General features: G+C 72.3%; 28 protein-coding genes and 2 pseudogenes. 13 read left to right on the top strand and 17 right to left on the bottom strand.

Features of this window, described 5'->3' with window-relative positions; all coding sequences use genetic code 11:
• Both JWN97_RS00525 and JWN97_RS00520 read right to left on the bottom strand, forming a co-directional pair.
• The coding region (locus JWN97_RS00525) for a hypothetical protein (RefSeq protein ID WP_297616495.1) at positions 1–191 on the bottom strand (191 nt) is incomplete at its 3' end.
• Positions 188–544, bottom strand: a pseudogene (locus JWN97_RS00520) (ATPase, T2SS/T4P/T4SS family); the annotation flags it as partial. The pseudogene JWN97_RS00520 and the gene JWN97_RS00525, both read right to left, overlap by 4 nt.
• Between JWN97_RS00520 and JWN97_RS21160 the strand changes: the two are divergent.
• The 3 genes and pseudogenes from JWN97_RS21160 to JWN97_RS00505 all read left to right on the top strand — a co-directional run.
• A pseudogene (locus JWN97_RS21160) lies at positions 504–977 on the top strand (WhiB family transcriptional regulator); the annotation flags it as partial. The pseudogenes JWN97_RS00520 and JWN97_RS21160 overlap by 41 nt on opposite strands.
• A 367-nt stretch (positions 978–1,344) precedes the next feature.
• Entirely contained in the window at positions 1,345–2,295 is a 951-nt protein-coding gene (locus JWN97_RS00510; RefSeq protein WP_297616489.1) for a hypothetical protein, read from the top strand.
• A 21-nt stretch (positions 2,296–2,316) separates the two neighbouring features.
• Positions 2,317–2,871: a hypothetical protein gene (locus JWN97_RS00505; protein ID WP_297616486.1), complete on the top strand. Its 555-nt coding sequence runs from the start codon at positions 2,317–2,319 to the stop codon at positions 2,869–2,871.
• A gap of 15 nt (positions 2,872–2,886) precedes the next feature.
• On the opposite strand, the gene JWN97_RS00500 is transcribed toward JWN97_RS00505, so the two are convergent.
• Both JWN97_RS00500 and JWN97_RS00495 read right to left on the bottom strand, forming a co-directional pair.
• Positions 2,887–3,462 carry a hypothetical protein gene (locus JWN97_RS00500; RefSeq protein ID WP_297616483.1) on the bottom strand — a complete coding sequence of 192 codons (576 nt, stop codon included), beginning with the start codon at positions 3,460–3,462 and terminating at the stop codon, positions 2,887–2,889.
• 104 nt (positions 3,463–3,566) lie between these two features.
• The gene (locus JWN97_RS00495; RefSeq protein WP_297616480.1) at positions 3,567–4,163 is read right to left on the bottom strand and encodes a hypothetical protein; all 597 of its coding nucleotides are present in this window, start codon (positions 4,161–4,163) and stop codon (positions 3,567–3,569) included.
• 113 nt (positions 4,164–4,276) lie between these two features.
• Between JWN97_RS00495 and JWN97_RS00490 the strand changes: the two genes are divergently transcribed.
• A complete protein-coding gene (locus tag JWN97_RS00490; protein ID WP_297616477.1) occupies positions 4,277–4,687 on the top strand; it encodes a hypothetical protein in 411 nt (136 codons plus the stop codon).
• Between the two features lie 66 nt (positions 4,688–4,753).
• On the opposite strand, the gene JWN97_RS00485 is transcribed toward JWN97_RS00490, so the two are convergent.
• From JWN97_RS00485 to JWN97_RS00440, 10 genes are all read right to left on the bottom strand, one after another.
• Positions 4,754–4,966, bottom strand: a complete 213-nt coding sequence (locus JWN97_RS00485; protein ID WP_297616474.1) for a hypothetical protein — start codon at positions 4,964–4,966, stop codon at positions 4,754–4,756.
• Positions 4,967–5,004: 38 nt separating this feature from the next.
• A complete protein-coding gene (locus tag JWN97_RS00480) occupies positions 5,005–5,610 on the bottom strand; it encodes a hypothetical protein (RefSeq protein WP_297616471.1) in 606 nt (201 codons plus the stop codon).
• On the bottom strand, positions 5,607–5,783 hold the full coding sequence (locus JWN97_RS00475; protein WP_297616468.1) for a hypothetical protein: 177 nt from the start codon (positions 5,781–5,783) through the stop codon (positions 5,607–5,609). Before JWN97_RS00475 ends, JWN97_RS00480 begins: the two co-directional genes overlap by 4 nt.
• 53 nt (positions 5,784–5,836) lie before the next feature.
• Complete coding sequence (locus tag JWN97_RS00470; RefSeq protein ID WP_297616465.1) at positions 5,837–7,405, bottom strand: terminase large subunit; 1,569 nt, start codon at positions 7,403–7,405, stop codon at positions 5,837–5,839.
• Complete coding sequence (locus JWN97_RS00465) at positions 7,402–8,220, bottom strand: hypothetical protein (protein ID WP_297616463.1); 819 nt, start codon at positions 8,218–8,220, stop codon at positions 7,402–7,404. Before JWN97_RS00465 ends, JWN97_RS00470 begins: the two co-directional genes overlap by 4 nt.
• A gap of 175 nt (positions 8,221–8,395) precedes the next feature.
• Positions 8,396–10,078 (bottom strand): phage/plasmid primase, P4 family, encoded by a 1,683-nt coding sequence (locus tag JWN97_RS00460; protein ID WP_297616461.1) that lies wholly within the window; start codon positions 10,076–10,078, stop codon positions 8,396–8,398.
• Positions 10,075–10,302: a hypothetical protein gene (locus JWN97_RS00455; protein WP_297616458.1), complete on the bottom strand. Its 228-nt coding sequence runs from the start codon at positions 10,300–10,302 to the stop codon at positions 10,075–10,077. Before JWN97_RS00455 ends, JWN97_RS00460 begins: the two co-directional genes overlap by 4 nt.
• Positions 10,299–10,565 (bottom strand): hypothetical protein, encoded by a 267-nt coding sequence (locus JWN97_RS00450; protein ID WP_297616455.1) that lies wholly within the window; start codon positions 10,563–10,565, stop codon positions 10,299–10,301. The genes JWN97_RS00455 and JWN97_RS00450 overlap by 4 nt, the downstream gene beginning before the upstream one ends.
• Positions 10,562–10,984, bottom strand: coding sequence for a helix-turn-helix transcriptional regulator (locus JWN97_RS00445; RefSeq protein ID WP_297616452.1), 423 nt, complete (start codon positions 10,982–10,984; stop codon positions 10,562–10,564). Before JWN97_RS00445 ends, JWN97_RS00450 begins: the two co-directional genes overlap by 4 nt.
• Before the next feature lie 214 nt (positions 10,985–11,198).
• Positions 11,199–11,579, bottom strand: a complete 381-nt coding sequence (locus tag JWN97_RS00440; RefSeq protein ID WP_297616449.1) for a hypothetical protein — start codon at positions 11,577–11,579, stop codon at positions 11,199–11,201.
• Positions 11,580–11,653: 74 nt separating this feature from the next.
• On the opposite strand from JWN97_RS00440, the gene JWN97_RS00435 reads away from it, so the two are divergent.
• Both JWN97_RS00435 and JWN97_RS00430 read left to right on the top strand, forming a co-directional pair.
• Positions 11,654–12,181 carry a hypothetical protein gene (locus tag JWN97_RS00435; protein ID WP_297616446.1) on the top strand — a complete coding sequence of 176 codons (528 nt, stop codon included), beginning with the start codon at positions 11,654–11,656 and terminating at the stop codon, positions 12,179–12,181.
• Positions 12,182–12,319: 138 nt separating this feature from the next.
• The gene (locus JWN97_RS00430; RefSeq protein WP_363321233.1) at positions 12,320–13,990 is read left to right on the top strand and encodes a recombinase family protein; all 1,671 of its coding nucleotides are present in this window, start codon (positions 12,320–12,322) and stop codon (positions 13,988–13,990) included.
• On the opposite strand, the gene JWN97_RS00425 is transcribed toward JWN97_RS00430, so the two are convergent.
• The gene (locus JWN97_RS00425) at positions 13,917–14,735 is read right to left on the bottom strand and encodes a TadA family conjugal transfer-associated ATPase (RefSeq protein ID WP_363321232.1); all 819 of its coding nucleotides are present in this window, start codon (positions 14,733–14,735) and stop codon (positions 13,917–13,919) included. The two genes, JWN97_RS00430 and JWN97_RS00425, sit on opposite strands and share 74 nt — an antisense overlap.
• A gap of 79 nt (positions 14,736–14,814) precedes the next feature.
• Entirely contained in the window at positions 14,815–15,828 is a 1,014-nt protein-coding gene (gene ssd, locus JWN97_RS00420; RefSeq protein ID WP_297616443.1) for a septum site-determining protein Ssd, read from the bottom strand.
• A gap of 134 nt (positions 15,829–15,962) precedes the next feature.
• Between ssd and JWN97_RS00415 the strand changes: the two genes are divergently transcribed.
• A complete protein-coding gene (locus JWN97_RS00415) occupies positions 15,963–16,760 on the top strand; it encodes an HAD-IB family hydrolase (protein WP_297616440.1) in 798 nt (265 codons plus the stop codon).
• A gap of 274 nt (positions 16,761–17,034) precedes the next feature.
• Here JWN97_RS00415 and JWN97_RS00410 read toward each other — a convergent pair whose 3' ends face one another.
• Positions 17,035–17,757, bottom strand: a complete 723-nt coding sequence (locus JWN97_RS00410; protein WP_297616437.1) for an oxidoreductase — start codon at positions 17,755–17,757, stop codon at positions 17,035–17,037.
• Positions 17,758–17,846: 89 nt separating this feature from the next.
• Between JWN97_RS00410 and JWN97_RS00405 the strand changes: the two genes are divergently transcribed.
• The 6 genes from JWN97_RS00405 (at position 17,847) to JWN97_RS00380 (ending at position 23,786) form a co-directional block, all read left to right on the top strand.
• Entirely contained in the window at positions 17,847–19,127 is a 1,281-nt protein-coding gene (locus tag JWN97_RS00405; RefSeq protein WP_297616433.1) for a hypothetical protein, read from the top strand.
• A gap of 36 nt (positions 19,128–19,163) precedes the next feature.
• On the top strand, positions 19,164–20,021 hold the full coding sequence (locus tag JWN97_RS00400; protein WP_297616430.1) for a class I SAM-dependent methyltransferase: 858 nt from the start codon (positions 19,164–19,166) through the stop codon (positions 20,019–20,021).
• 20 nt (positions 20,022–20,041) lie between these two features.
• Entirely contained in the window at positions 20,042–21,493 is a 1,452-nt protein-coding gene (locus JWN97_RS00395; RefSeq protein WP_297616426.1) for a calcium-binding protein, read from the top strand.
• Between the two features lie 63 nt (positions 21,494–21,556).
• Positions 21,557–22,687: a histidine kinase gene (locus tag JWN97_RS00390; protein ID WP_297616423.1), complete on the top strand. Its 1,131-nt coding sequence runs from the start codon at positions 21,557–21,559 to the stop codon at positions 22,685–22,687.
• The gene (locus JWN97_RS00385; RefSeq protein WP_297616421.1) at positions 22,684–23,397 is read left to right on the top strand and encodes a LytTR family DNA-binding domain-containing protein; all 714 of its coding nucleotides are present in this window, start codon (positions 22,684–22,686) and stop codon (positions 23,395–23,397) included. The genes JWN97_RS00390 and JWN97_RS00385 overlap by 4 nt, the downstream gene beginning before the upstream one ends.
• The gene (locus tag JWN97_RS00380) at positions 23,394–23,786 is read left to right on the top strand and encodes a hypothetical protein (protein WP_297616418.1); all 393 of its coding nucleotides are present in this window, start codon (positions 23,394–23,396) and stop codon (positions 23,784–23,786) included. Before JWN97_RS00385 ends, JWN97_RS00380 begins: the two co-directional genes overlap by 4 nt.

Genomic DNA, 23,786 nt, shown 5'->3' with positions numbered 1-23,786 from the left:
TCGGCGGCGACCAGGTCGCAGACCTCGAGCACCGCCGCCCGGTCGGCGGCCGTCTCCCGTCTCCTGCCCAGGCCGGGCAGCGCGGTCGGCCACTCCCGACCTGACCTCCGGGGCCGGTGAGGAGCAGGCGCCGCCGGCACCCAGACCGCCAACGCCATGGCCGCCAGCAGCGCCGCGAGCCACGCGCTCACCAGGCCACCGACCCCAGACGTGCGGCGAGCCTGCCGGCGGCCGGCCCGCGCACGACGCGGTCCGGCTCGAAGGTCGCCGCCGTCCGCAGCGTGACCAGTCCGGTGTCGTCGCGCTCGGGCACGCCGAGCTCCACGATCCGACGCCGGCCGTCGCGTCCCCGGGCGAGGTGGATGACCACGTCGAGGGCTGCGGCCAGCTGGCTGTGCGCCGCCTCGCGCGGCAGCCCGGCGGCCAGCGACAGGGCCTCGATCCGGGCCGGGACGTCCGCGGCCGAGTTGGCGTGGAGCGTGCCGCACCCCCCGCCGTGACCGGTGTTGAGCGCCGCGAGGAGGTCGACGACCTCAGATCCACGCGCAAAGGTCTACCGGCGTTTCCGCCTTCCCGTTCCACGTCGAGCGGGTGGTCGCGTGACGGCGCAGGAGGCCGTGACCGGCCGGACCATCTACCCGCCCGGGGCGCGGGACTGGCCGACGCCCTGGCGCCGCTCCGACGCGGACGACGACGCGGAACGGACCGTCGACAGGCACCTCGCGGCACCGCCCAAGGTCGCCGAGGCGCGAAGGGGCGAGGCGCTGGCGGACTGGCGCCTGCGGGGCGCGTGCTCGCGGGTCGACGTGAACGACATGTTCCCGGAGACGAACCGCGAGCAGCGCGAGGCGGCGCAGCTCTGCCTGCTCGCCTGCCCCGTCAGAGAGGAGTGCCTCTCTTATGCGCTCCGCGCCGACGAGCGCTGGGGCGTCTGGGGCGGGACCACCGAGACCGAGCGAGAGAAGCTCCGGCAAGCCACGCGGGACGAGGGCGTGCCCGCCGAGGAGGTCGCCGCGCTGGTGGCCGCTGAACAGGACCAGCGCTACTCCGTCGGCGACCTGCGGGCCGGGCGGTCGCGCATCGCCCCGCCGTTCGAGCTCATCCCCAGCGACGCCGAGGCGTGCCAGACCGACGGCTGCAGGAATCTCGGCCACAAGCGCAGGGCGGGGAAGCGGGCAGACCTCTGCCAGCGGCACCTGCGAGAGCGCGCCGCGGGCTGAGGGCTCCCTGGCGCCAGTTCCGGTGTACGCAGGCGTTTCGCGGGCGGTGAAGGTGCCGTAGGTCTAGGCTCCATGAAACTTCGAGACGCCACCACGGGGGAGAGTCATGGGATACGGCTTCCGGATGTACTACTTCGGACTGCACGAAGGGATGGGCCGCAGCCCGCTCAGCATGGACGACAAGTTCGGCGACAAGACGGCCGTCGAACTGCTCTCCGGCCTGCTGGACCAGTTGACGGCCGATCAGAGCACCCGCTGGGCCATGCCCTCGCTTCGGAATGCGGAGGACGGCTCGGACGTCACCCCGGAGGTCCCGTCTGAGCGCGGGCACCGCGCCATCAAGCTGATCGACTGGTCCCAGCCCGGCAGCCTTCACTTCTCGGTCAACGTCCGCTACGGGTCGGTCGATGGGCACGACCTCGCGATCGGGCCGACCGACGTGGACATCAAGGGCGCCGCCCCGTCGCACCCCTACCGCGTCGAGATCCTCCTGCCGAAGTCCGGCGATCAGGGCCTGCTCATCGCCGAGGACGTGGACCGCTCGTGCCCCGGGCTCGCGGTTGCGCAGTGGATCGGCAAGCAGTCCAAGACCAACGGGGGAACCCAGCCCTGGTGGCGGATGAGAGCCGAGCCCCTGTCTGACGACAAGCGGCTCTCCGACCTGATCGCGAACAGCAAGAAGGCCGAGATCCGCCTGAAGCGCAAGGGCAAGACGACGACGGACAAGCGCTACCAGACCCCGCTGACGATCGTGGCGCAGCTGGACCGGTCGGATGAGCGTGGCAAGCTTCTCGACGAGGCGAAGAAGTGGCTGCTGGGCGACAAGAAGGCGAAGGCCGAAAGTGTCGGCATTCTCTCTGAGATCGCGGGAGTCGGGGATCTGGACCCCGATGAGGCAGACGTCTACCTAACTGACGGGAAGACGGGGCAGCGGATCAAGCCGTGGCAGCTCGACGATGTTTTCATCTACCCCACGGGCAGCGACTCCAGGACGACGCCCGACGGCTGGAAGTCCGAGATTCTGACCCGGTTGTCGGTGCTCGGTGGGAACCTCGACTTCGACGTAGAGTGGTAGCGATGAGGGTGGAGCAGTGAGATGAGCGACCGACTGGACCCACGGGATCTGTTCCGCGGCCAGTGGAAGGTGCTCACGCTGCGAACGAGTAACTCGACCCGCGCGGACGTCGTCATCCGCGCAGTCGTCTACCTCGTGCCGCTTGCCCTGGGCGTGGTGGCCGGCGTGTCGGGTTTCGCCCTGAAGAGCCCCGACGCGCTCCTGGCCGGCCTCGCACTGCTGGTCGGCGGCATGCTCGCTGTCTTTGCCCAGATCGCCGTCTGGCGGGAGCGGCTCACCGACCGCGAGCGCCTCTTCGCGGAGTCCGAGGCGTCGGACCGCGACTCGCTCGACGAGGCCGTGACGAACGTGCTCGTCGCGGCCTTCTGGTCCGTCGTCGGCATCGTCGCCATCATCGTCGGCCAGTCCACGTCGAACGCGACGGACGGCTCTCTGGGCGGCTGGGCGTGCGGAATCGTCGTCGCCGTGGGCGCTCACGTCGCCATCTTGTTCATGCTCGTGATCTTCAAGCTGTACGACTCGTACCTTTACATCAACAAGGTCTCGGACCGGCTCAACGGATCCGTCCGGGACTGAGGGGCCTCCACACGGCTAGATGCCGCCGCTGAGGCCGTCGCGCAGGTCGTCGATGTCCTGGAGCTGGCGCTTCCGCTCGGCCAGCCCCGCGGCGATCCGCTCCTCAAGTCCGGCGTTGTGCATCCGCACATCGACCGCGAGCCACTCGATCCACCGGTCCACCACGTCGGCCTCCTTGCGCGCCCATGCCTTCATGGCGTCGGGGCTCGTGCCGCGGGGGAAGGACCTGCTGATGAGAAGGACAGGCGTCCCCGACGCCACCGAGTAGCGGTCGACCCGGCCAACCGGAGGGCTCAGAGTGAAGTTATTGGGCCTGACTTCGAGCAGGGACCAGCCCTGCGGCACCGGGAAGCCCGCGGTGATCGTCAGGTTGTTCCCCTCCTCCTCGCTGGGCGTCAGCGTGGTCTTGTCGCGGTCGAGCTCCGGGAGCTCGAGCTGCGCGTCCTTGAGGAGCCTCGCTGCGGTCGCTGGGTCGTCGCACTCCTTCACGGTGCCGATACCGGCCAGCGCCTTGTCGAGGCGCTGCCGGGAGGTGCTCCGCAATGCGTCGATGTTCTGGCCAGAGAAGAGCGGGCCGTCCTGCATGTTCATTCCCCCTGCTTGGTCGGGCGGGCAGTCTCCCACGCCCGGCTGCCATTGGCCACGGACTGCTCGTTGCAGACGAGAGGCTCGCGCCGACCGCTTGACGCTTGCTATCAGAGGGCCGGGAAGTCTGGGTCGTGCATCGACAGAATGAGGTCGTCGGCCGCGCCCATCCACTCGCGCATCTGCTCGTCGCTCGGCTCGGCTCGGCCAGTGTTGGGGTCCGGCATGTTGAAGGCGCCGTCGATGCCGTCGCCGATCCGTCGGGCGCGCTGGCGGACGTTCGCGCTGGGGTGCTCTCCAGCGACGCGCAGGAGCGCCGCCACCGCCTCCCCGGCGCTCCCGAGCTTCGGACGCTGGCGGTCCAGGATGTAGTAGTCGACCTCCCCGCCGAAGCGATCGGCGAACTCCCAATCGATCCAGTCGTTTGCTTCCATCGCGAGGGGGAGGAACTCCTTCCTCGCGTCGAAGAAGAAGCCCTCCAACCTGAGTCTGGCCTCGTGGGAGCGCTGCTCCTGCTGGAGCGCCTTCTGGTGGTTGAGTTGCTCCGTCTGGAGTGTTCGCTGGTGTTCTAGCTGGGCGGTCTGCTGCTTCGCCTGCCCGCGGCGGGCCAGCCAGTCGTGGCCGAACCGGGCGACCTGGTTCGCCACACCCGCCACCGCCCCCGACGTGACGGCCAGTCCGAAGAACTCCAAGTTGCTCAGGTCCACGCGAGGACCGTAGCCGAGACGTTGCCGACGAGGGGCTCCCGAATCCGAGACCGCTCGACAGGTTTCTCACGTGCCGCCCACTCGGGGCGGCCAGAGACCTGGGGAGGTCCCCGATGAACGCGAACGAGTACAAGCAGCTCATGGCCCTCGGCGACGCCGGAACGCAGCTGGAGACGAAGGACTTCGACGAGCTGACCGCCTACGCGACGCGGCGGAAGGTCCGCCGTCCCAAGCCCGAGTGGCTGCTGGGCGCGCCGGTCCTCGTGGCCGTAGACGGCGTCAAGGTCGCGGAGACCCGGCGCGTGCAGGCCGGGAAGGCGACGACCCCGACGAGGTACGAGAACCAGGGCGCCGCGTGCTCGGACGCGGACTGCGACCGCGCCGCGACGTCGAGGGGTATGTGCTCCATGCACTACACCCGCGCGTACCGGTCCTCCGACGAGAGGAGGGAGAAGGCCCGCGAGGCGAGCCGCCGCTACGCCGCGAAGAAGCGCGCCGAGCGAGAGTCCGCCGCCGCGGAATGACCCCGCGTCCCGCGCGACGCGTTAGAGAGAGGCCCCGAGCCGATGGGTTCGGGGCCTCTCTCGTTCTCAGGCCGCCAGCACCTGCAGCGCCCTTGCGTGCGTCCGGGGCTCGACCCCGTTCGCCGAGTCCCGGATCATCTCCAGGCGCTTGCGCTCGGCAGCCGTCAGCGCTGGTGCGGCCGTCGGCAGCGAGGCCACCCACGCCTTGTCGTCGGCAGTGAGGGCCTTCGTGCCCGCCGGGGCGACCGTGGTCGCGCCCTGCTGGATGACGTTGCTCATGTGTTCACCCCCTCTCCTCGTCGGTCCTCACGCCGGCGTCAGGAGACGTCGACGTGGTCGAGGTTCATGGGGAGCGACGTCGCCCCGCGCTCCTGGATGCCGCTCACGAGGCTGAACCCCTCGGCACGGGCCGTGAGGAAGTTGGGCAGCGTCGGCGTGAGCCCGACGGGCTGCGCCCTACCGGCGCAGACCCTCACCCAGCCGAGCGTGTCCCTGAGCTGGGCCATCTCCGCGACGGCGGACTCCAGCGCGGCCAGCGCCAGCTCCGCCTCTGCGTTGAGCTGTGCCTCCCTCGCCGCGACGGCGTCCTCCAGCTCGTCGGCCTTCCGCGCTGCCCACGAGCGGGTCATCGCGTTGAGCTCGTCCCGCTTCGCGATGAAGAGCTGCGCCGCGCTGGCCCGCCGCGGGGCCTCCTCGGGGACCGGGCCGGGGTACTTGGCCTCCGGCTCGCGCCCCTCCACGACGGCCGCCTCGACCTCGCGGTGGTACTCGTCGAGCCTGCGCTCGTGCTCGCGGCGCTCCGCTTCCGCCGCGCCGCGCCGGGTGGCCTCCTTGGCCTCGGCCTTCGCGAGCTTGTCCGCCTCCCGCTCGAACGCCCCCCAGTGCTGGTGCCCCGCGACGACGGGGTGCAGGTCGCGCCTCACTGGCCCTCCCCCTCCCGCTCGTCGCGGGGGCTTCGCGGGGCGAGCTCGCCCGCGGGGCGCGCCCGGTTGTCCACCCGGAAGTCGTGCCCGGCGCCGCGCTGCCGCGCGATGCGGGCGCCCCGCTCGAACGGGGTCAGCTCCGCGTCGGGCTTCTCGTCCTGGTCCTGCGTCATTGCTTTCTCCTTCTCTGGTTGGGTCGTTGCGTTGTTGCGTTGCGTCGTTGCGGTCACCGGCGACCGGCCAGCCGCGGGTCGCCGCCCCCGGCGTGCCGGGCGTCGAGCCGGGTGCGGCGGTACTCCTGCTCTGTCAGTCCGCCAAACCTGTGGGGGCTGCCCTCGTCGGGCAGGTCCCGCGTCCCCGCCCCCCGGTCCCAGCCGCCCGCGCCCCCGAGCCAGTTGCCGCCGGAGCGGGCGACGCGGGGCTGGTTCGTCAGGAGCCACTCGCTGGCGAGCTCGACGGCGGACAGCGCGTCGCCGTGGCCGCGGCTGGACCGCGGGACCTGGACGAAGAACGAGCCGTCGGGCCGGTCCACGACCGTGGCCTCGTTGAGGTCGGCGACCAGGTCCGGGTCGGGCGGGAGCGACCACCGGCCCTCGCGGACCAGGGTCAGGTCCATCGCGCCGAGCCGCGACTTGGACTTGGGCGTGTAGTTGAAGACGTCCGTCAGGACGCCGTGCCGCCGCAGTCGCTCCAGGAGGCCGAGCGACTGGTAGGCGTCGGCGTTCACCGTGAAGGCGTACAGCTCGTCGAGCCCGAGCAGCTCGGACAGGACGCGGTCCTGGCTCAGCGGCGCGGCCTTCGTCGGCGACCACACCAGCAGCCGGTCGACGACCACCACCTGCGAGCCGCCCTCGCCCTGCTCCAGGTGGGCGACCGCCGCGGCCGACTTGTCGCCGGTCACGGAGAGGTCCAGGCCCAGCGCGTAGCGGACCCGGCCCGAGACCCTGGGCGGGACGACGGACGGGCGGAAGAGGCCGCGCAGCTGGGCGGGGGTGCCGAGGGGCTCGTCGGACCCGGCGACCATCTCGTTGAGGTACAGCCGCCGGTAGGCGCCCTCGCTGAGGCTGGCCCGGATGGACTGGATCTCGTCGGCCCTCTGCCACGGCGCGGGCGCGAGCCCGTCGACGGCGGTCCACCAGCTGAGCTTCCACAGCGCGTCGGTCCTGGCCTGCTCGACGAGGGGCGCGAAGCCGTGGTCGGGGTGTGGCGCCGTCGAGATCGCGACGATGCGGGCGCCCTCGACCTTCGGGACGGACGTCACGAGGAACTCGTAGAACGCCTGGACCCTGCGCTGGACCGCCTCCCACTGGAAGAGCTCGTCGAGCACAAGGACGTAGGGCCGCAGGCCCGCCGAGCCCGCGGTGTCGGCGGCCAGCGCCTCGATCACGACGCCGTTGCGCCTGCACTCGACCTCGTAGGCCCGGACGTCGAACTCCTGGCGCAGGAGCGGGGTGCGGCGGACGTAGGACCGCATCGAGTCGACGACCAGCCGCGACTGGTCCCTGTCGGCGCTGGCGACGTACATCCGGGCGTCCGACGGGGCCTGCACCAGGGCGATCGCCAGCATGGCCGCGCCGACGAGGTCCGACTTGCCCGCGCCCCTGGGCTTGAGCTGGAGGTGGAAGCGCTCGGCGGACTCGTCGAGGACGTCCCTCAGGTCGGCGATCTGGCGGTCGATCAGGACGTCGCCGAGCGTGCGCCCGTCGTCGTCGAACACGAAGGTCAGCAGCAGGGCGAGCGCCTGGTCCCGGCGGTGCAGCAGCTCCAGCCGCCGTTCGCGGAAGAGCGGGCTCACCGGTGGTCCCCTGGGGTCCCCGGGCCGGTCGGCCCTGGCACTTGCGCTCCCTGGCCGCGGTCGGAGCCCGGAGGCTGCCCCGGCGGCTCCTGGCGGGCCTCCTGGCCGGTGGGGTCGCCCGCCGTCCGCCGGTCCAGCGCCTCCTGGCCCCTCCGGATCGCGTCCTCCAGGGCGTGCTGGCCGACGGCCGCCGAGGTCAGCGTCGACTCGAGCTGCGCCCTCGACGCGGGGTCCAGGCCGAGCCGCTGGCGCTGCTGGATCGCCAGCCGCTCCTGCTTCTCGGCCGCGGCCAGCGCGGGCCTGGGCTCGCCGGTCGCCGGGTCGAGGATCCCCTCGCGGTCCAGGTATTCGGCCAGCAGCTGGCAGCGGGCCTCCGCCCTCGCCCAGCTGGTCACGGCGGGCCGGTAGGTGGGGTCGCTCAGCCAGGAGACCGCCGAGACGGCCGTCTCGATGAGCTCGGCCGCCAGCGGGTCGACCCGCCGGGACGACCAGGCGCCGTGGGTGACGGTGACGGTGTGGCCGCGGACGATGGGGCTCAGCCCACCGACCGATCCTTGGTTCCCCGCCCGGCCTACCGCGTCCATTGCCTTCGGGGCGCCGTCGGTCTCCTCGCTCGGCCTCGCCCGGCCGTTGACCTGCCAGGTGCCGTCGGGGTACAGCCAGAGCCGCCGCCCGTCGGGCAGGTGGTTCCACCCCCGCTGGACCTCGACCGCGTAGCCGTCGACCAGGACGGTTCGCACACGTGCGGTTTCCCCGCCGTCGCGGGCCGTCTGGCCGCTCTCCTTCGCCGTCGGTCCGGTCGCGTCCGCGCTCATCGCTCGTTCCTCTCGTCGTTGCCGTCTCGTTGCGGTTTGGGCGCGGGCAGGTTTCTTGCCCCTGGGGCGGGTACTCGGGAAACTCTCCCTAGGAGTTCTTTCTGAACTACTTGCTCCAGTTCTTGCCCTGAGGGCTTGTTTTCTTGCCCTGGGTCGCCGGGGTCCACGAGCCCGGTCACGCGTTCACCACCGGTTCGGCGCTGGCGAGCAGCTGCGCCCAGGTCACGGTCTGCACCGGCTCTACGACCACCGGGAGCTGCCTGAGGCCCTCCCACGACCAGATGCCGTACGACTTCCTCCTCGTGAGGCCGAGCGCCTCCAGGCGCTTGTTGAGCGCCGTCGTGCTCATCCGGTCCTGCGGCCGCGCCCAGTCGCGGTACTGGCCGGCCAGCCTCGCCTGCGGCACGAGCTCCCCGCCCTCCGCGGCCTCGTAGTGCTCGTGGAGGAACGCCTGCACCGGGTCGTTGTCGGCCTGCTCGGCCCAGTACTCGTCGGTCGCGGCCCGGACGGTCTCGGGGATCGCCAGACCGCCCGCCTGCCACTCCAGGCAGCCCCGGACCGCCCACGCGAGGATCGCCGCGCCCGACCGCTCGGGGTCGCGCAGCTCCGCCTTCAGCGAGTCGTCGCGCCTGTCGCCCGCCGGGACGGGGAACGGGACCTCGACCAGGCGCCTGCTCATCGCGCCGCCCGAGTCGTCCTCGACCGGCGGGCGCGAGTTGCCGACGACCAGCAGGGTGAACTGCGGGGTGAACTCGAACGTCGAGCCGTAGTTCTGGCGGGTCGTCATGGCGTCGCCGCCGGTCAGGCGCTTCATCAGGCCCTCGTCCCACGAGCGGCCCCTCGGCGGCTCGGTCGAGACCGCCAGCCTGCGGCCGACGAGGTGGACCAGCGCGGGGTTGGCGCGGTTGGCGTCGTCGGTCGGGCGCTGGGACTTGAGGAACAGCGCCGGGTCGGCGGTGGCCGCGTACTGGCCGAGCGTGGCGGTCAGGGCGTCGACGAACGTCGACTTGCCCGACCCGGCGGGGCCGTGGACGACGAAGAAGCGCTCCTCCGTCGCGACGCCGGTCAGGGTGTAGCCGGCCAGCCTGCGCAGGAATGCCCGCTCGTCCTCGTCGGGGATCGACGAGGCCAGGAACTGGTCCCAGCGCGGGGAGGTAGCCGCCGGGTCCCAGAGGACCGGGGCGACCCTGGTCAGCAGGTCGCGCGGGTCGTGCGGCAGCAGTTCGCCCGTCCTCAGGTGCAGCGTCCCGTTGAGGACGTTCAGCAGCCACGGGTCGGAGTCGAGTTCCTCCTCGCCGACCTCCAGGAGCGCCTTGCCGAGCTCCATCATCGCCTCGACTCGCGAGCGGCTGGCGGAGTTCTGGGCGCGGCGCCACATCCGGGCCTGCCGCTCGGGGTTGGGCTCCCTGGATGCGCGCCCGGCGAGGCTGCGTGCGGTGTCCATGGCGTGGCGCTTTGCGGTGCCGCCGAGGTCCTCCCTCCAGTGCGTGCCGACGTAGGCGAGCCACGTCTTCCGGGTCGGGACCCACCGGAGCCGTCCGCCGTGGAGGTCACGGAGCAGGTGCGCGTTGTCGATGTCGTCGTCGAACTCGCGGGCCTCGACCTCGGGCTCGTGGACGTCCTCCGGGGCGATTACCCGGAGGGCGTCGGCGGCGGTCATCCCGGCCAGGATCAGGACGGACAGCGGGTCGCAGGGCTCGGGCGCCTGGCACAGGGGGACGCCCGTCGGCCCGACGACGAGGCGGTACTCGCCCGCCTCGTGGAGGTCGGGCTCGGGGCAGTACAGCCGCCCCTCGTCGTCGCGGGGGCACCGCTCCTGCAGCGCCCGCTGGACCTCCTCGCGGCTGAGGGTGCTCACAGGCCCACCCCGCCGAGGCCGGTCGAGCTGAGGTACTCGGCCCGGAGGTCGTCGAAGCGGGCCAGCAGGCCGGCGTCGGACGTGTGCTCCAGCACGGCGTCGTAGCCGCCGAACTCGGGCACGTCCTCGAAGCCCTGGAGCCTGAGCCACGCGGCGAAGGTGGGGCGCTCGACGAACTCGCGGGGCGGCAGGTCGTAGTAGCCGTGTGGCTCCGCGGCGCTCACGACGCGGCGCCGATCACGAAGCCGGCCAGCGAGCGCGTCGAGCCCTCGTCCATCGGGCTCACGGACACCGACGCGAGCATGGGCAGGCCGAGCTCCCAGCAGTAGAGCGCGTGGCAGCCGTCGACCTCGTCCGGCGTCAGGTGCCACCAGGCGTCGGGGTCGGAGGCGACCTCGGCCCTCGCCGCGGCGGCGGTGGAACCGCCGGGCAAGCCGTCGAACCCGGCCTCGGCCATCCAGTCGGTGAACCGGACGCGGCGGCTCATCGGTCGCCTCCGCTCGGCGCGGTCAGGTACTCGGCGGGCATGCCGAGCGCCTCCTCCAGGGCTCGGGCCACGTGCGGCGGCACCCACGTCACCCCGGCGACCATTGGCTGGAGCTTCTTGCGCGTGTAGCCGGTCAGGGCGGCCAGCTCGGCGAGGCCGAGCCCGCGCTCCTCCATCACCGCGGCAATGTTGTTGGTCACGCCCTCGCGCGGCCGGCTCATCTCCTCGACCTCGGCGGGGCCGAGCCGCAGCAGCTCGGCCAGCCGGCCGACGTGCTTGCGCGGGATCGCCGTGTACTGCGCCGACCAGTAGGACAGCGTCGTCAGCGAGACGCCGAGCTCGCTGGCGAGGTCGGCGCGCGAGAGTCCTGCGCGCCTCGCGGCCTGCGCCAGCGGGCGGTGAACGTAGGGGCGTGGCATTCGGGTCGGCCTTCCGAGTGGTACCGGATGAGGCTCTCATCCGGTAGGTGTAGATGACAACCCGAAGAGTACGACACCACGGGCCCAACTTCGCCCACTTTTCAGCTCCGCCCGCCGCCGCGACCGAGTCGGGGAACGAAGAAGCCCCGCGACCCTGGAGAGGGGGTCGCGGGGCTTCTCGGTCAACTGCAGCTCGGAAGGAGCAGTACCGAACCTACTGCGGCAGGGACCACCTGCCGTCCGCCGAGCGGCGGACCTTCCCGTTGCGCTTGAGGTACGACAGGCCGTTACTCAACAGGTCCTCCTCGCCCTCCTCGCCCAGCTCCTTGGCCAGCTCGGACCGGGTCATTCCGTCGGGCGCGCCTGCCAGCAACTCGAGGATCAAGGTGGTGCGGGCGCCGCGGCGGCGTCGTGCCCGCTGGTCAGGAACAGGCGATCTGGCAGGCGTCGGCTTCTCGCCACGAAGGAACGCGAGCGTCTGCTCCATGGGGCGGAGCTCGGCCAACCGCTCGGCGATCTCCGCCTCCCGCTCCGCGATCTCGTCCCGAAGCACTGAGATGCGGCTCTCAAGTTGTTGCTCGGCTGCGGTCGTCATGGCGGAAGTAGACCATGCAGTTGACAGGACTGTGAAGTGGTGGTCTGATCCTTGCGTCATATGAGACTCTCATCATGAGAGTTACCATCGCGAAGGAGCACGGCATGCCACGGAAGCACACCCACCACCCAGAAGAGCGGTCCGCCTACCAGGGCACAAGCGAGCGGATCGTCATCGACACCTACGACGACGCTGTCGGGTTCTTCCCGACGTGCTACGGGACGTTCCTGGACGGACGGCTCCGAGAGGCACTCACCGCAGTTCACGGGCCGACGCCCGACGACGATCCGTCTGCGCACGACGAGAGGCTCACTGACGAGCTGGTACGGGCAGCCATCGTCGTGGAGGTCGTCGAGCAGGTCCGCAACGAGTGGGGCGAAGAGTGGCTCGTGACGCTCGCCCTCAACGCGCTGACGGCCCAAGTCCGACTGATCGAGGAGCACGGCTACAGGGGGGCCAAGTGCGTGCCGCTGGACTGGATCGCCGAAACGCGAGGCATCTGCGACCGGCTAGAAGCTGCCCTCGTCGCCGAAGGCCTGACCGACGCAGACCGGGCGGAGGTTCTCCCCGCCGAGTACGCGATAGCCGCATCCGTGCTGTGAGCCGACGGTAGGCCCGGGTGGCGGGCGCAGGTTCCCCCCGGGCCTACCGGCGCGGCACGTTCGACCAAGAAGAAGCGAGGCGGCCTCCGACCAGGGAGACCGCCTCGTGCCGTCGAGACTGAAGGAGACGACGACACCATGAACAGCGCTAGCGCCCGGATGAGGGCCGCGATCTACACGCGTACGTCCACCCTGCGGCAGTCGGAGGAGGGAACCTCCCCCGAGTACCAGCGCAAGGCGTGCGAGGAGAAGGCCTCCGAGAAGGGCTGGGCCGTCGCGAGGGTCTACCACGACGCGGTGTCGGGGGACCTGTTCAACCGGCCCGAGCTCGACCGGCTCCTCGCCGACTGCGAGGCGGGCCTCGTCGACGTCGTCGTGGTCGACCACATGGACCGCCTCGCCCGCGACCTCATGCCCAACGTGCTGATCCGCAACGCCCTGGAGGCCGCCGGGGTGAAGCTCTTCCCGCTCTCGACCGGCAAGATCGCGGAGACCGACGAGGACGAGTTCATGCTCGACCTCCAGGGCTCGATGGCGAAACTGTTCAAGCGCCAGCTCGTCAGGAAGATGGCGCGCGGCCAGCGCGAGCGCTTCAACCAGGGCCTGTGGGGAGGCGGCCGTCCGCCCTACGGCTACAGGACCGAGCCGGTCGACCCAGTCCACCCGAGGGCGGGGCGCGTCGCCGTCCCCGACACGAGGCCCGACGGCTCGGGCGAGGCCGACGTCGCCCGCCTCGCCGCGCGCCTGCTGGTCGACGACGGCCTCTCCACCGCGAGGGTGGCCGAGCGCCTCAACGCGCTCGGGTTCAAGCCCCGGCTGGCGGCCGAGTGGACGCACGTCCGCGTCCGCCAGACGATGGAGAACGAGGCCCTGGCGGGCCGCGTCGGGTGGGCCAAGCAGAAGGGCAACCGCGGCCAGCACCGGACGACCGGCAAGTACGGCGACGAGATCCGGATCCAACTCGACCCCATCGTGACGGAGGAGCAGCGCACCGCCGTCCTCGCGGCGCTGGAGGCCACGCGTCTCGGCCCGCGGCGGGCGAACAAGGTCTACCCGCTGTCGAAGCACCTGACGAGCGCGTGCGGGGCGACCTACTTCGGGACGTGGCGGGTCGACCGCGACACCCGCTCGTACATGTGCACCAACGGGAAAAAGAACCCCGCCAAGACCGAGCGCTGCGACTGCCCGCGGATCCCCTGCGACGACCTGGAGTGGGTCGTCCTCCAGTCGGTCATAGAGCTGCTGTCCGACCCCTCCTCCCTGCTGCGGCTGTCGGAGGAGCGCCTGCGGCAGGCGGCGCCCGGCGCCGCGGTCGAGGGCGTCACCGTCGAGTCGCTGGAGACGGAGATCAAGCGGCGTGAGGCGGAGCTGGAGCGCCAGGTCGAGGCGGTCCTCAGGGCCGGCGTGAGCGCCGAGACACTGGAGCGCGTGGCAGGCAAGATCCAGGGCGAGATCGAGTCCCTGAGGGCGCACCAGGCGTCCCTGAGGCGCACCCGGGCGGAGGCCGAGGCTGAGGGCCACGTCGTCGACCAGCTCGCCACCCTCGCCGAGCAGGGCCGCCGACGGCTGGAGAACCTGACCCTGGAGGAGCAGCGGGACCTCTACAACCTCCTCGACCTCAGGGCGAGGGTGGTCGACGTCCGCGACGGGGTGCCAGTCCTGGAGATGCGCGGGTCCGTCCCGCACGCGGCCGTCCTGGAGGCGCTCTCGGGCGAGGGGGAGCCCGGTAGACCTTCTAGCGGGGATCCTCGGCCCCCCGCACCTCGCCCACCACCAGCCGGTCGGGCCGCATCCGCAGCGCCTGCCTGACGAGGGTCTGCAGCGAGATCTCCCCCGCTCCCTCGATGTTGGCCGGTCGCCCCTCCAGCGCGACGACGTGCGGATGGTCCGGGCGCAGCTCGCTGGCGTCCTCGACCAGCACCATCCGCTCGCCGGGATCGACCAGCGACAGCAGCGCCGAGAGCACCGACGTCTTGCCGGTGCCGGTGCCGCCGGTGACCAGGAAGGCGCACCGCGCGTCGACCACCTCCTCGAGCAGGAAGGCACCGTCGGGCGGGATCGCTCCGGCGGTCACCAGCTCGGGCAGCGTCCAGACCCGACCGCGCGGCACCCGCAGCGAGATCACGGTGCCCGAGCGGGCCACGGGCGCCAGCACGGCGTGGAACCGCGTCCCGTCGGGGAGTCGTACGTCGGCGTGCGGGGTCGCGTCGTCCAGCCGCCTCCCCGCCGAGGCCGCCAGCCGCTGGGCCAGCCGCCGCACCGCGGCCTCGTCCGGGAAGCCCACCGCCACCCGCTCCAGCCCCGCGCCACGGTCGATCCAGACGTCCTCGGGCCCGTTGACCAGCACGTCGGTCACGTCCGCCAGCCGGAGCAGCTCCTCCAGCGGCCCCGCCCCGAGCACGTCGCGCCGGAGCAGGTCGTGCACCGCCAGCACGGTGGCGTCCCCCACCGGCGAGCCCGACGCGCGCAGCGCCTCCGCGACCCGGTGCGGCGTCAGCTCGCCCGCTGACCCGGCCAACCGACGGCGTACGTCGTCGAGGACCGCGGTCGACACGGGCGCACTCATTCGCTGTCCCCGCGACGTTGTTCGGCGGAGGAGCGCAGCGGAGGAGGCGAAGAACGTCGTGGGGTGTTCATGCCGCGTCCGCGAGCAGGTCGCGAGCGGCGCGGGCCAGCGGACCTCGGCCCGTCAGCGGGCCGAGCCCGCGATCGACCGAGGCGGCCAGGCCGCGCTGGTGGCCGACCGCGGCCACGACGGGCAGCCCGGTCACCTGCGCGGCATCGGCATCGCTCAGTCCGCCCGGTCGCACCACCAGGCCAGCGCGGGCGTCGCGCCCGAGGTCGGCGACCAGGCGCGCGGTCGCGGCGAGCCCCGGCACCGTGGCGGGGGTGACGACGAGCAGGTCGTCGCACCGGTCGACCAGCTCCGCCAGCGCCGGACCACCCTGACGAGCCAGGTCGAGGACCACGAGGTCGTGGCCGCGCACGGCCGACGGCAGGATCCGGCGCACGGTCGGCACGTCGAGCCGCCGTCGGAGTCCGGACCACGTCAGGACGCCGAGGTGGTCGCGGCGCGGCACACTCTCCCGCAGCGCGCGCGCCCCGAGCCGGCCGGCGGTCTCCACCAGCGCCTCCCACCGCACCCCCTGCCGGTCCTCCATCCCCAGCAACCGGTCGAGCCCGGGGCCCAGCGGGTCGGCGTCCACCAGGAGGGCGGGTGCGTGGGCCGCGTGCCACTGGGCGAGCGCGCAGGCGAGCGTCGTGGCGCCCGCCCCACCGACACCCCCCACCACCCCGACCGTCCGCCCCGGGGAGGCCCGCTCCCCCACGTCGGCCAGCACGTCGACGAGCCACTCGGCGGCCTCGAGAAGGTCGATCACCGACGCGGCGCCCAGCTCCACGGCGTACTTGAAGACGGCGTCGCCCGGTGCGATGCCGACGACGTGCACACCCGGTCGCCGCGCAGGGGCCAGTGCGGCGACCGCCGAGGCGGCGGCGGCGCCCACCAGCACGAGGTCGGCCTCGTGCCAGGAAGCCAGGGCGAGCGCCGGATCGGCGCAGACCCGGGCCTCGACGCCGGCCGCCGCGCACAGGGGGACGACGGAGTCGTGGAGCGAGGAGGACGAGGTGACGAGGAGGACAGGCATGCCGACCAGCGTCGACGTCCGCACCGACGGCAGGAAGGGCGAGGACCCGCAGCGTGTGGACAACCAGCACGGAAGCCCGCCTGTGGACGCCAGTTGGCCCCGGAAGACGGCCCGCAGGCCCCTACGATGAACGCATGACCCGCCCCACCGCGGCCTTCTTCGACCTCGACAAGACGATCATCGCCAAGTCGAGCACGTTGGCCTTCAGCCGCGAGTTCCAGGCGGGCGGGCTCATCTCGAGGCGCGCGATGCTGCGCTCGGCGTACGCCCAGTTCGTCTTCTTCACCGGCGGCGCCGACCACGACCAGATGGACAAGATGCGCGAGTTCATGTCGCAGCTGTGCGCCGGCTGGGACGTCGCCACGGTGCGCGAGATCGTCCACGACACCCTCAACAACATCGTCGAGCCGCTCGTCTACGACGAGGCCGTCACCCTCATCGAGGAGCACCGCCAGGCCGGTCGCGACATCGTCATCGTCTCCGCCTCCGGCGCCGAGGTGGTCGAGCCGATCGGCCAGCTGCTCGGCGCCGACCGCGTGATCGCGACGCGGATGGAGATCACGGACGGGAAGTACACCGGCAACATCGACTACTACGCCTACGCCGAGGAGAAGGCCCGCGCGATCGAGCACCTCGCGGAGACCGTCGGCTACGACCTCGCCGAGTGCTACGCCTACAGCGACTCCGTCACCGACGTGCACATGCTGAAGGTCGTCGGGCACCCCTTCGCGGTCAACCCCGACCGGGAGCTGCGCCGCATCGCGACGACCGAGGAGTGGCCGGTGCTGGCCTTCGTCCGGCCGGTCGCCCTCCGCCCGCGCTTCCCCGTCCCGCCGGCCAGGCCGACCCTCGCCGCGCTCGCCGTCGGGGGCGCCGTGGCCGCCGGTGGCGTCATCTGGGCCAACCGTCGCAAGCGGGACCTCGGCGCCTGAGCGGCACCCACCGGCCACCCCCAAAGTCAACCCTTGTGGACGCCGCCGGGCAGGACTAGAACTGAAGCAGGAACTCCACAGACAACACGTGCAGCGGGTACCCACGCGGCGATCAACCCATCCGATGGGGTGCTAGCCATTCGAGATCTTCTCGAGGGCGGCGACTTGCGAGTGCACTTGGTAGCCCAAGGCACGTGTCAGCGGCGGCACCCGATCCTCGTGAGCGGGTGCCGCTCGCATGCGAGGGGGTCTCGAGGCCCGCTGCGCTCCCACCTCAACCAGCGTGGACGAGTGGCGACGCCTCGGCACCCGCCGAGAACGCCTCGGCGCCGTAGAGCGCCCATGCGTGCACCCCGCTCGGCCCGCCGTCGCGGTAGGCGCGGAGGTTCGACTCGTACGCCGCCCGGTGGGCCAGGTGCCCGGCCTCCGGCACGACGAGCGACTTGGCGTCGACGCCCCGCGAGACCAGCACCAGCCGCTCGAGGGCCCGGGCCACGATCCCGTTGTGCGAGGCGAAGGGCGCGGCCGTCGCGACGTCGGCGTGGGCGATGGCGGCCACCAGCAGGGCGGGCGCCTCGGTCTTCGAGAGCAGGAGCTCGGCGACCCCGCGCAGCCGGTCGGCCGAGGCGGCGTCGCGCGGGCGGCCCAGCTCGTCCGGTCCCAGCGCCGCCGACCCGACGACGGCGTGCAGCCGCGCGATCGCCTGGAGCGGCGCGGTCTTGAGCAGTGGCGCGAGCGCGAGCATCGAGGCGGACAGCCGCACCGCGTCGGTCGCGATCTCGTCGGTCTCCCCCGCCCGCACGTGCTCCAGCGTGGAGACCGACCCCTCGAGGACGGCGCTCGCGTGGGCGCCGCGCAGCAACGACTCGGCGGTCATCTCCGGCGACGTACGACGCAGGCCGCGGTCGCGCAGCATCACGTCGATCCCGTCCCGGGTGCCGGCGTAGGCCGAGCGGACCCCTTCGAGGTCGGTGAGCCAGGCGAGCGGGTCGGTCATGGGGAGGACGGTATCCGTGACAACTTTCGGCACGCCGCTCGCATCACACCCCGACGTACCGTGTCGCGACATCGACCCTGGGGGACCACATGCTCCGCACCACCACCTTGCCCGCTGCCGCCCTGCTCGGCCTGACGCTGCTCGCGCCCGCAGGTCCGGCCACGGCCGCGGTGACCTGTCCCGGTGTCACCGCCACGATCTCCGGGACCGGCACGGTCACCGGCACGGAGGGCGACGACGTCATCGTCGCCGACGACGCGCTCACCGTGAACGCGCTGGGCGGCAACGACCTGATCTGCGTCACGGGCGACACCTACACCGATGTCTACGCCGGCGCGGGCGACGACGTCGTCGACGCCACGCTCGCGACCGGGGGCGTGAGCGCGACGCTCGGAGCCGGAGCGGACACCTACCGCGGCTCCGCGAACGGGGAGAGCGTCACCGGCGGCGAGGACGACGACCGCGACACGGAGCGTGACGTCATCGACCTCGGCAGCGGCGGGTTCGACAGCGTCTCCTCCGGAGAGGGTGGCGAGACGAACGCCGACGAGATCCGTGGCGAAGGCGAGCTCCAGCTCTTCTGGAGCGGCATCCCCACGGCGACGAGCGTCGCCCACGCAGGCACCGGCAGCACGTTCCAGATGCTCTACGCCAACGAGGTCGCCCGGCTGAAGATCGACACCGGGGCCGGCTATCTGTCGACGGGCCCCGGCCCCAGGCTCGACCTCGACGGGTTCACCGGGTTCTCCGTGCGCGGCTACAGCACCCTGCGCCAGGTCACGATCCTGGGCAGCAACCGGGACGAGAGCGTCAGCCTGGGGTGGAACACCAGCGCGAGGGTCACGCAGAGGGTCGCCCTCCGCGGCGGCGACGACCGGCTGAGCGTCGGGCTCTTCGCGAGGAGGAGCAGCTTCAGCGGTGGCGACGGCGTCGACGAGCTCGTCGCCGGCTCCCGGTCGCGGGTCGATCTCGACCTGGCTCGCGAGAGGCTGACGGCCGGCTCCGGCAGGAAGGCGGTCCGCGCTGAGGCCAACAGCTTCGAGGATGCCCGCCTCGCCTCATCGGTCGTCACGCTCACCGGCACCCGCCGGACCAACGACCTCGAGGTCAACGCCTGCCGTGCCACGGTGCACGGACTCGGTGGACGCGACGAGATCACCGCCTTCATCAACACCCCCGACGGAGCCCGGGTCGAGTGCGGCAACGGTCGTCGCACGCACTTCCTCGGCGGTCCCGGCAACGACACGCTGGTCGGCTCGGCTGGTCGCGACGTGCTGGTCGGCGGTCCGGGGCGGGACAGCGCCAACGGCCGCCAGGGCCGCGACACCTGCCAGGCGGAGAGGAGGACGAGCTGCGAGGTACGCCGCTGAGGTCCGGGGCTCGCCGGCGCTTGTAGCCTGTTCCCGATGAGCGACGATGCTGCCGAGAGCCCGACCACCGACCAGCTGGCGCGGTCCTTCGGCGCCGTCGCGGAGGCGTACGACCGGGGGCGCCCGTCGTACCCCGCCGACGCCGTCGCCTGGCTGGCCGGCGGCGACGCCAAGGTCGTCCTCGAGCTCGGCGCGGGCACCGGCAAGCTGACCCGCGAGCTCGTCGACCAGGGCCACGCGGTCTTCGCGACCGAGCCCGACGAGGCGATGCTCGCCGTGCTGCGCGAGCGGGTGCCGGAGGTGAGCGCCAGGCTCGCGACCGCGGAGGAGATCCCGGCCAACGACCGGTCGGTCGACGTCGTGGTCGTCGCGCAGGCCTTCCACTGGTTCGACCACGACGTGGCGCTCCCGGAGATCGCGCGCGTGCTCAAGCCCGGTGGCCACGTGGCACTGGCGTGGAACTTCTTCGACCAGCGCATCCCGTGGGTCCGCCGCCTCGTCAACGTCGTCGGCGAGCACGCAGCCTCCTCCCACGCGTCCTCCGACGTGCTGGTCGACCACGAGCTCTTCGAGCCCGCCGAGCGCACGACCTTCGCCTTCTGGCAGGACGTCAACCGCGACATCCTCGTCGACATCGTCGCGTCCCGCTCGTACGTCGCCTCGCTCCCGGAGGCCGAGCGGGAGGCCCGGCTCGACGCCGTCCGTGCCCTCTACGACGACTACGGCCGCGGCCACGACGGCATGCAGCTGCCCTACGTCACCGAGTGCTTCCGGGCGAAGGTCCGCGACCTGCGCGGGGAGTCGGCGACCAATCCCGAGGACGGCACATCCCATGAGGGACCGGTCGTGAGCGACGGGACCGACACGGACATGTTGCTCATCGACTTCCGCTGACCACACTTCCTGGGGGAACCGTGCGACGTACGACGCCACTGACCGCTGCCGCCATGCTGGGCCTGGCCCTGCTGGCCCCGACCACCTCGGCCACGGCCGTCGGCGAGACCTGCCGCGGCGAGGCCGCGACGATCGTCGGCTCCGGGCCGACCCTCATCGGCACCGAGGGCCGTGACGTCATCGTCACCGGCACCGCGACCGAGGTCTCCGCCCTCGGCGGTGACGATCTGGTCTGCGTGACCGGGACCGCCGGCACGTACGTCGCCGCCGGGACCGGCAACGACACCGTCGACACCACCGCGCTGGGCGGCGCCAGCCACGTCACCGTCTATCTCGGAGCCGGAGCCGACACCCTCGTCGGAGGCGCGGCCGCCGAGACGGTCACCACGGGAGATCCGCATCAGGGCTCTGACGTCGACAACGACACCGACTCGGTCAGCACAGGCGCCGGCGACGACCGGGTCGTCGTCGGTACGCAGTACCTGCCGAACACAGAGCTGAGGTCCGACGCCGTCGAGCTGGGTCCTGGCGACGACGTCGCCACGATCCAGAGCCGGACCATGCTGGCAGCGGCCACCATCGACGGCGGCGAGGGCACCGACCAGATCGCGGTCGACTTCACCAACGACGGCGTGTCGTCGGTCGACATGGAGCGGGGCATCGTCCAGGCCGGCGACGGGACCTACGCGAAGCCCGTGAGCCTCATCTCGTTCGAGACGGCCGACATCTCCACGACGTGGCCCGGCGGGTCCGGCGCCTGGGGTCCGGCCACGGTGTCCTACAAGGGGACGTCCGGGGACGACGTGGTCACGCTGCGCCCCGACCAGACAGCCTCCAACCCCGACGTCACGGTGCAGACCTTCGGCGGGGACGACCAGGTCCTCTTCGCCGACACGCCGACCTCGGACACGCGCGTCGACACCGGCGCCGGCGACGACCTCCTGGTGGCCGCCGGTCCCAACGGCGGCATGAGGCTCGACCTCGCTACGGGCGTGTGGCGCAGCGAGCGGTTCTTCGGCCCCGACCCCGCCTACTGGGGCCCGACCCCGGATGTCGTGACCTCGGCAGTGGACAACGTCGAGAACGCCTTCCTCATGGCTCCCGAGGTGAAGATCCTCGGCAACGGCAAGGCCAATGAGCTCTCCTACAACGGCTGCCGCGGCACCCTGCGCGGCGGCGCCGGCGGCGACCGCCTCAGCATCGTCGCCGGCGACCCGTGGTGGGACCAGTTCTCCTACGATTGCGAGGCACTCTCGCTCGAGGCGACCTCGACGATGGCAGGCGGGCCTGGCCAGGACCGCCTGCGCGGCGGCCCCGGCAAGGACAAGCTCCGGGGCGACGCCGGCAACGACGCGCTCCATGGCCGCGCCGGCGACGACGTGCTCCTCGGCGGCCGCGGGACCGACCAGGCGGACGGCGGCAAGGGCCGCGACCGCTGCGTCGCCGAGCGCGCGCGCCGGTGCGAGCGATGAGCGCCGTACGACGTCACTGACCGCTGCCGCGCTGCGAGCGCTGATCGCGGCTAGTCTCCGAGCGTGGCGACATGGAGGTGGCGGCGTACGTCGTTGGGTGGCGAGGCCGACCGCGCCGCCTTCCGCGCGCTGCACAACGCCTCGCTGGCGAGCCCCGCGCTGCGGGAGGGCCTGACCACGGCGAGCGCCGAGCGGTCCGTACGCCACCTGCGCGCGCTGCTCGGTACGCCGGCCGCCGGGCTGGGTGACACCAGCGGCCTGCTCGCGTGGGACGGGCTCGGCGGCCACCACCGCAGCCAGCTCGCGGCCACGATCAGCCAGGTCGCGGAGACCGGTCGCACGATGATCGTCGACGAGCGGACGCTGGTCTGCGACGACGGCGGCTGCCAGGTGCGGCAGGCCATCGTGAGCCCACTGGTCGTCGAGGACACCCTGATCGGCGCGCTGGTCGTCGGCGCCCCGCAGACCACCGGGGGACTCGTCCGCGCGGCCGACGAGGTGGCGTCGTGGGTCAGCGGCCAGCTCGAGCTCGCCGAGCTCGACGCGTCGCGGACCCGGCTGATGGAGGCCGAGGTGCGCGCGCTGCGTGCCCAGATCAGCCCTCACTTCATCTACAACTCGCTCGGCGCGATCGCCAGCTTCGTGCGGACCGACCCCGACCGGGCGCGCGAGCTCCTGCTGGAGTTCGCCGACTTCACCCGCTACTCGTTCCGCCGGCACGGTGAGTACACGACGCTCGCCGAAGAGCTCCGTTCCGTCGAGCGCTACCTCCTCCTCGAGCAGGCGCGCTTCGGCGACCGGCTGCAGGTGACGCTGCAGATCGCGCCGGAGGTGCTGCCCGTGGCGGTGCCGTTCCTCTGCATCCAGCCGCTCGTGGAGAACGCCGTACGCCACGGGCTGGAGGCGAGCGCCGACAAGGAGGACGGCGTCGGCCGTCTCTCCATCACCGCGCGCGACCTCGACCAGGAGTGCGTGCTGGAGGTGGAGGACGACGGCATGGGCGAGGACCCCGAGCGGGTGCGGCAGGCGCTGGCCGGCGACGCGTCGATGGACTCCGTCGGACTGGGGAATGTCGACGCAAGGCTTCGCAACGCCTACGGCGACGACTACGGTCTGGTCGTCGAGACCGCCCCAGGCGCCGGCACGAAGGTCATCGTGCGGGTGCCGAAGTTCGCCCCCGGAGTCCAGGTATGACGCCGCTCAAGGTGCTCGTCATCGACGACGAGCGTCCCGCCCTCGACGAGCTGACCTTTCTGCTCGGCCGCGACCCGCGCATCGGCGAGGTCCGCGGCACCGACTCCGCGACCGAGGCGCTGCGGGTGCTGCAGGCCGAGGAGGTCGACGCCGTCTTCCTCGACATCCAGATGCCCGGCCTGACCGGTCTGGACCTGGCCCAGGTGCTCTCGCGCTTCAAGTCGCCGCCGCCGATCGTCTTCGTCACCGCCCACGAGGAGCACGCGGTCGCGGCCTTCGAGCTGCGCGCCGTCGACTACGTCCTCAAGCCGGTGCGGGAGGAGCGCCTCGCCGAGGCCGTACGCCGGGTGGTCGAGGCCGGCGGCCCGGCACCGTCGGGCGACGTGCAGATCCCCGTGGAGCGCGGCGGCGTCACACGCTTCATCAACCGCTCCGAGATCACCCACGTCGAGGCCCAGGGCGACTACGCCCGGCTGCACACCGCCGAGGGCTCGCACCTCGTCCGTACGCCGCTGAGCTCGCTCGCCGAGCAGTGGGCACCGGCGGGCTTCGTGCGGATCCACCGCTCGGTGCTGGTCGCGCTCCCCCACGTCGAGGAGGTCCGCAGCGAGGGCGGTCGGGTCAGCGTCGTGGTCGGCGGCACCGAGCTGCCGGTGAGCCGGCGGCACACGCGCGAGCTGCGGTCGGTGCTCACCCGGCGCGAGCCGTGAGCGAGCAGCCGCAGCCACGGGTCCGGGTGACCGGTCCGCCGCGGCGGCGCGCGGACGTCGTACGGTCCGCCGGGACGCGGGAGATCGACGCGGAGACCGCGCTCGGCGAGGTCTTCATGCGCTCGCTGCTGCGCGAGCAGCTGGTGCTGGCGATGCGCGTGCTCGCCGCGCTGGCGCTGACGGTCGGGCTGCTGCCGGTGCTCTTCCACCTCTTCCCGTCGCTGGGCGAGGTGCGGTGGGGGCCGGTGCCCGTGGCGTGGCTGCTGCTCGGGGTGCTGACCTATCCGTGGCTGGTGGCGCTGGGCTGGTTCTACGTCCGGCGCTCGGAGGCCAACGAGCGCGACTTCGCCGACCTGGTCGGGTCGGTCGTGCCGGAGAACCCGACGTGA

It is taken from the genome of Nocardioides sp. (assembly GCF_025965415.1).
GTDB lineage: Bacteria > Actinomycetota > Actinomycetes > Propionibacteriales > Nocardioidaceae > Nocardioides.
The sequence above is the reverse complement of the archived record's forward strand: the minus strand, read 5'-3'. Positions and strand labels throughout refer to the sequence as shown.

Excerpts from the sequence above, each read along its gene's own strand:
- JWN97_RS00490 (WP_297616477.1), top strand. The coding sequence starts at position 4,277 with ATGAACGCGAACGAGTACAAGCAGCTCATGGCCCTCGGCGACGCCGGA.
- JWN97_RS00415 (WP_297616440.1), top strand. The coding sequence starts at position 15,963 with ATGACCCGCCCCACCGCGGCCTTCTTCGACCTCGACAAGACGATCATC.
- JWN97_RS00485 (WP_297616474.1), bottom strand. The coding sequence starts at position 4,966 with ATGAGCAACGTCATCCAGCAGGGCGCGACCACGGTCGCCCCGGCGGGC.
- JWN97_RS00400 (WP_297616430.1), top strand. The coding sequence starts at position 19,164 with ATGAGCGACGATGCTGCCGAGAGCCCGACCACCGACCAGCTGGCGCGG.
- JWN97_RS00505 (WP_297616486.1), top strand. The coding sequence starts at position 2,317 with ATGAGCGACCGACTGGACCCACGGGATCTGTTCCGCGGCCAGTGGAAG.
- JWN97_RS00445 (WP_297616452.1), bottom strand. The coding sequence starts at position 10,984 with ATGCCACGCCCCTACGTTCACCGCCCGCTGGCGCAGGCCGCGAGGCGC.
- JWN97_RS00435 (WP_297616446.1), top strand. The coding sequence starts at position 11,654 with ATGAGAGTTACCATCGCGAAGGAGCACGGCATGCCACGGAAGCACACC.
- ssd (WP_297616443.1), bottom strand. The coding sequence starts at position 15,828 with ATGCCTGTCCTCCTCGTCACCTCGTCCTCCTCGCTCCACGACTCCGTC.
- JWN97_RS00475 (WP_297616468.1), bottom strand. The coding sequence starts at position 5,783 with ATGACGCAGGACCAGGACGAGAAGCCCGACGCGGAGCTGACCCCGTTC.
- JWN97_RS00500 (WP_297616483.1), bottom strand. The coding sequence starts at position 3,462 with ATGAACATGCAGGACGGCCCGCTCTTCTCTGGCCAGAACATCGACGCA.
- JWN97_RS00450 (WP_297616455.1), bottom strand. The coding sequence starts at position 10,565 with ATGAGCCGCCGCGTCCGGTTCACCGACTGGATGGCCGAGGCCGGGTTC.
- JWN97_RS00410 (WP_297616437.1), bottom strand. The coding sequence starts at position 17,757 with ATGACCGACCCGCTCGCCTGGCTCACCGACCTCGAAGGGGTCCGCTCG.
- JWN97_RS00430 (WP_363321233.1), top strand. The coding sequence starts at position 12,320 with ATGAACAGCGCTAGCGCCCGGATGAGGGCCGCGATCTACACGCGTACG.
- JWN97_RS00510 (WP_297616489.1), top strand. The coding sequence starts at position 1,345 with ATGTACTACTTCGGACTGCACGAAGGGATGGGCCGCAGCCCGCTCAGC.
- JWN97_RS00405 (WP_297616433.1), top strand. The coding sequence starts at position 17,847 with ATGCTCCGCACCACCACCTTGCCCGCTGCCGCCCTGCTCGGCCTGACG.
- JWN97_RS00465 (WP_297616463.1), bottom strand. The coding sequence starts at position 8,220 with ATGAGCGCGGACGCGACCGGACCGACGGCGAAGGAGAGCGGCCAGACG.
- JWN97_RS00440 (WP_297616449.1), bottom strand. The coding sequence starts at position 11,579 with ATGACGACCGCAGCCGAGCAACAACTTGAGAGCCGCATCTCAGTGCTT.
- JWN97_RS00385 (WP_297616421.1), top strand. The coding sequence starts at position 22,684 with ATGACGCCGCTCAAGGTGCTCGTCATCGACGACGAGCGTCCCGCCCTC.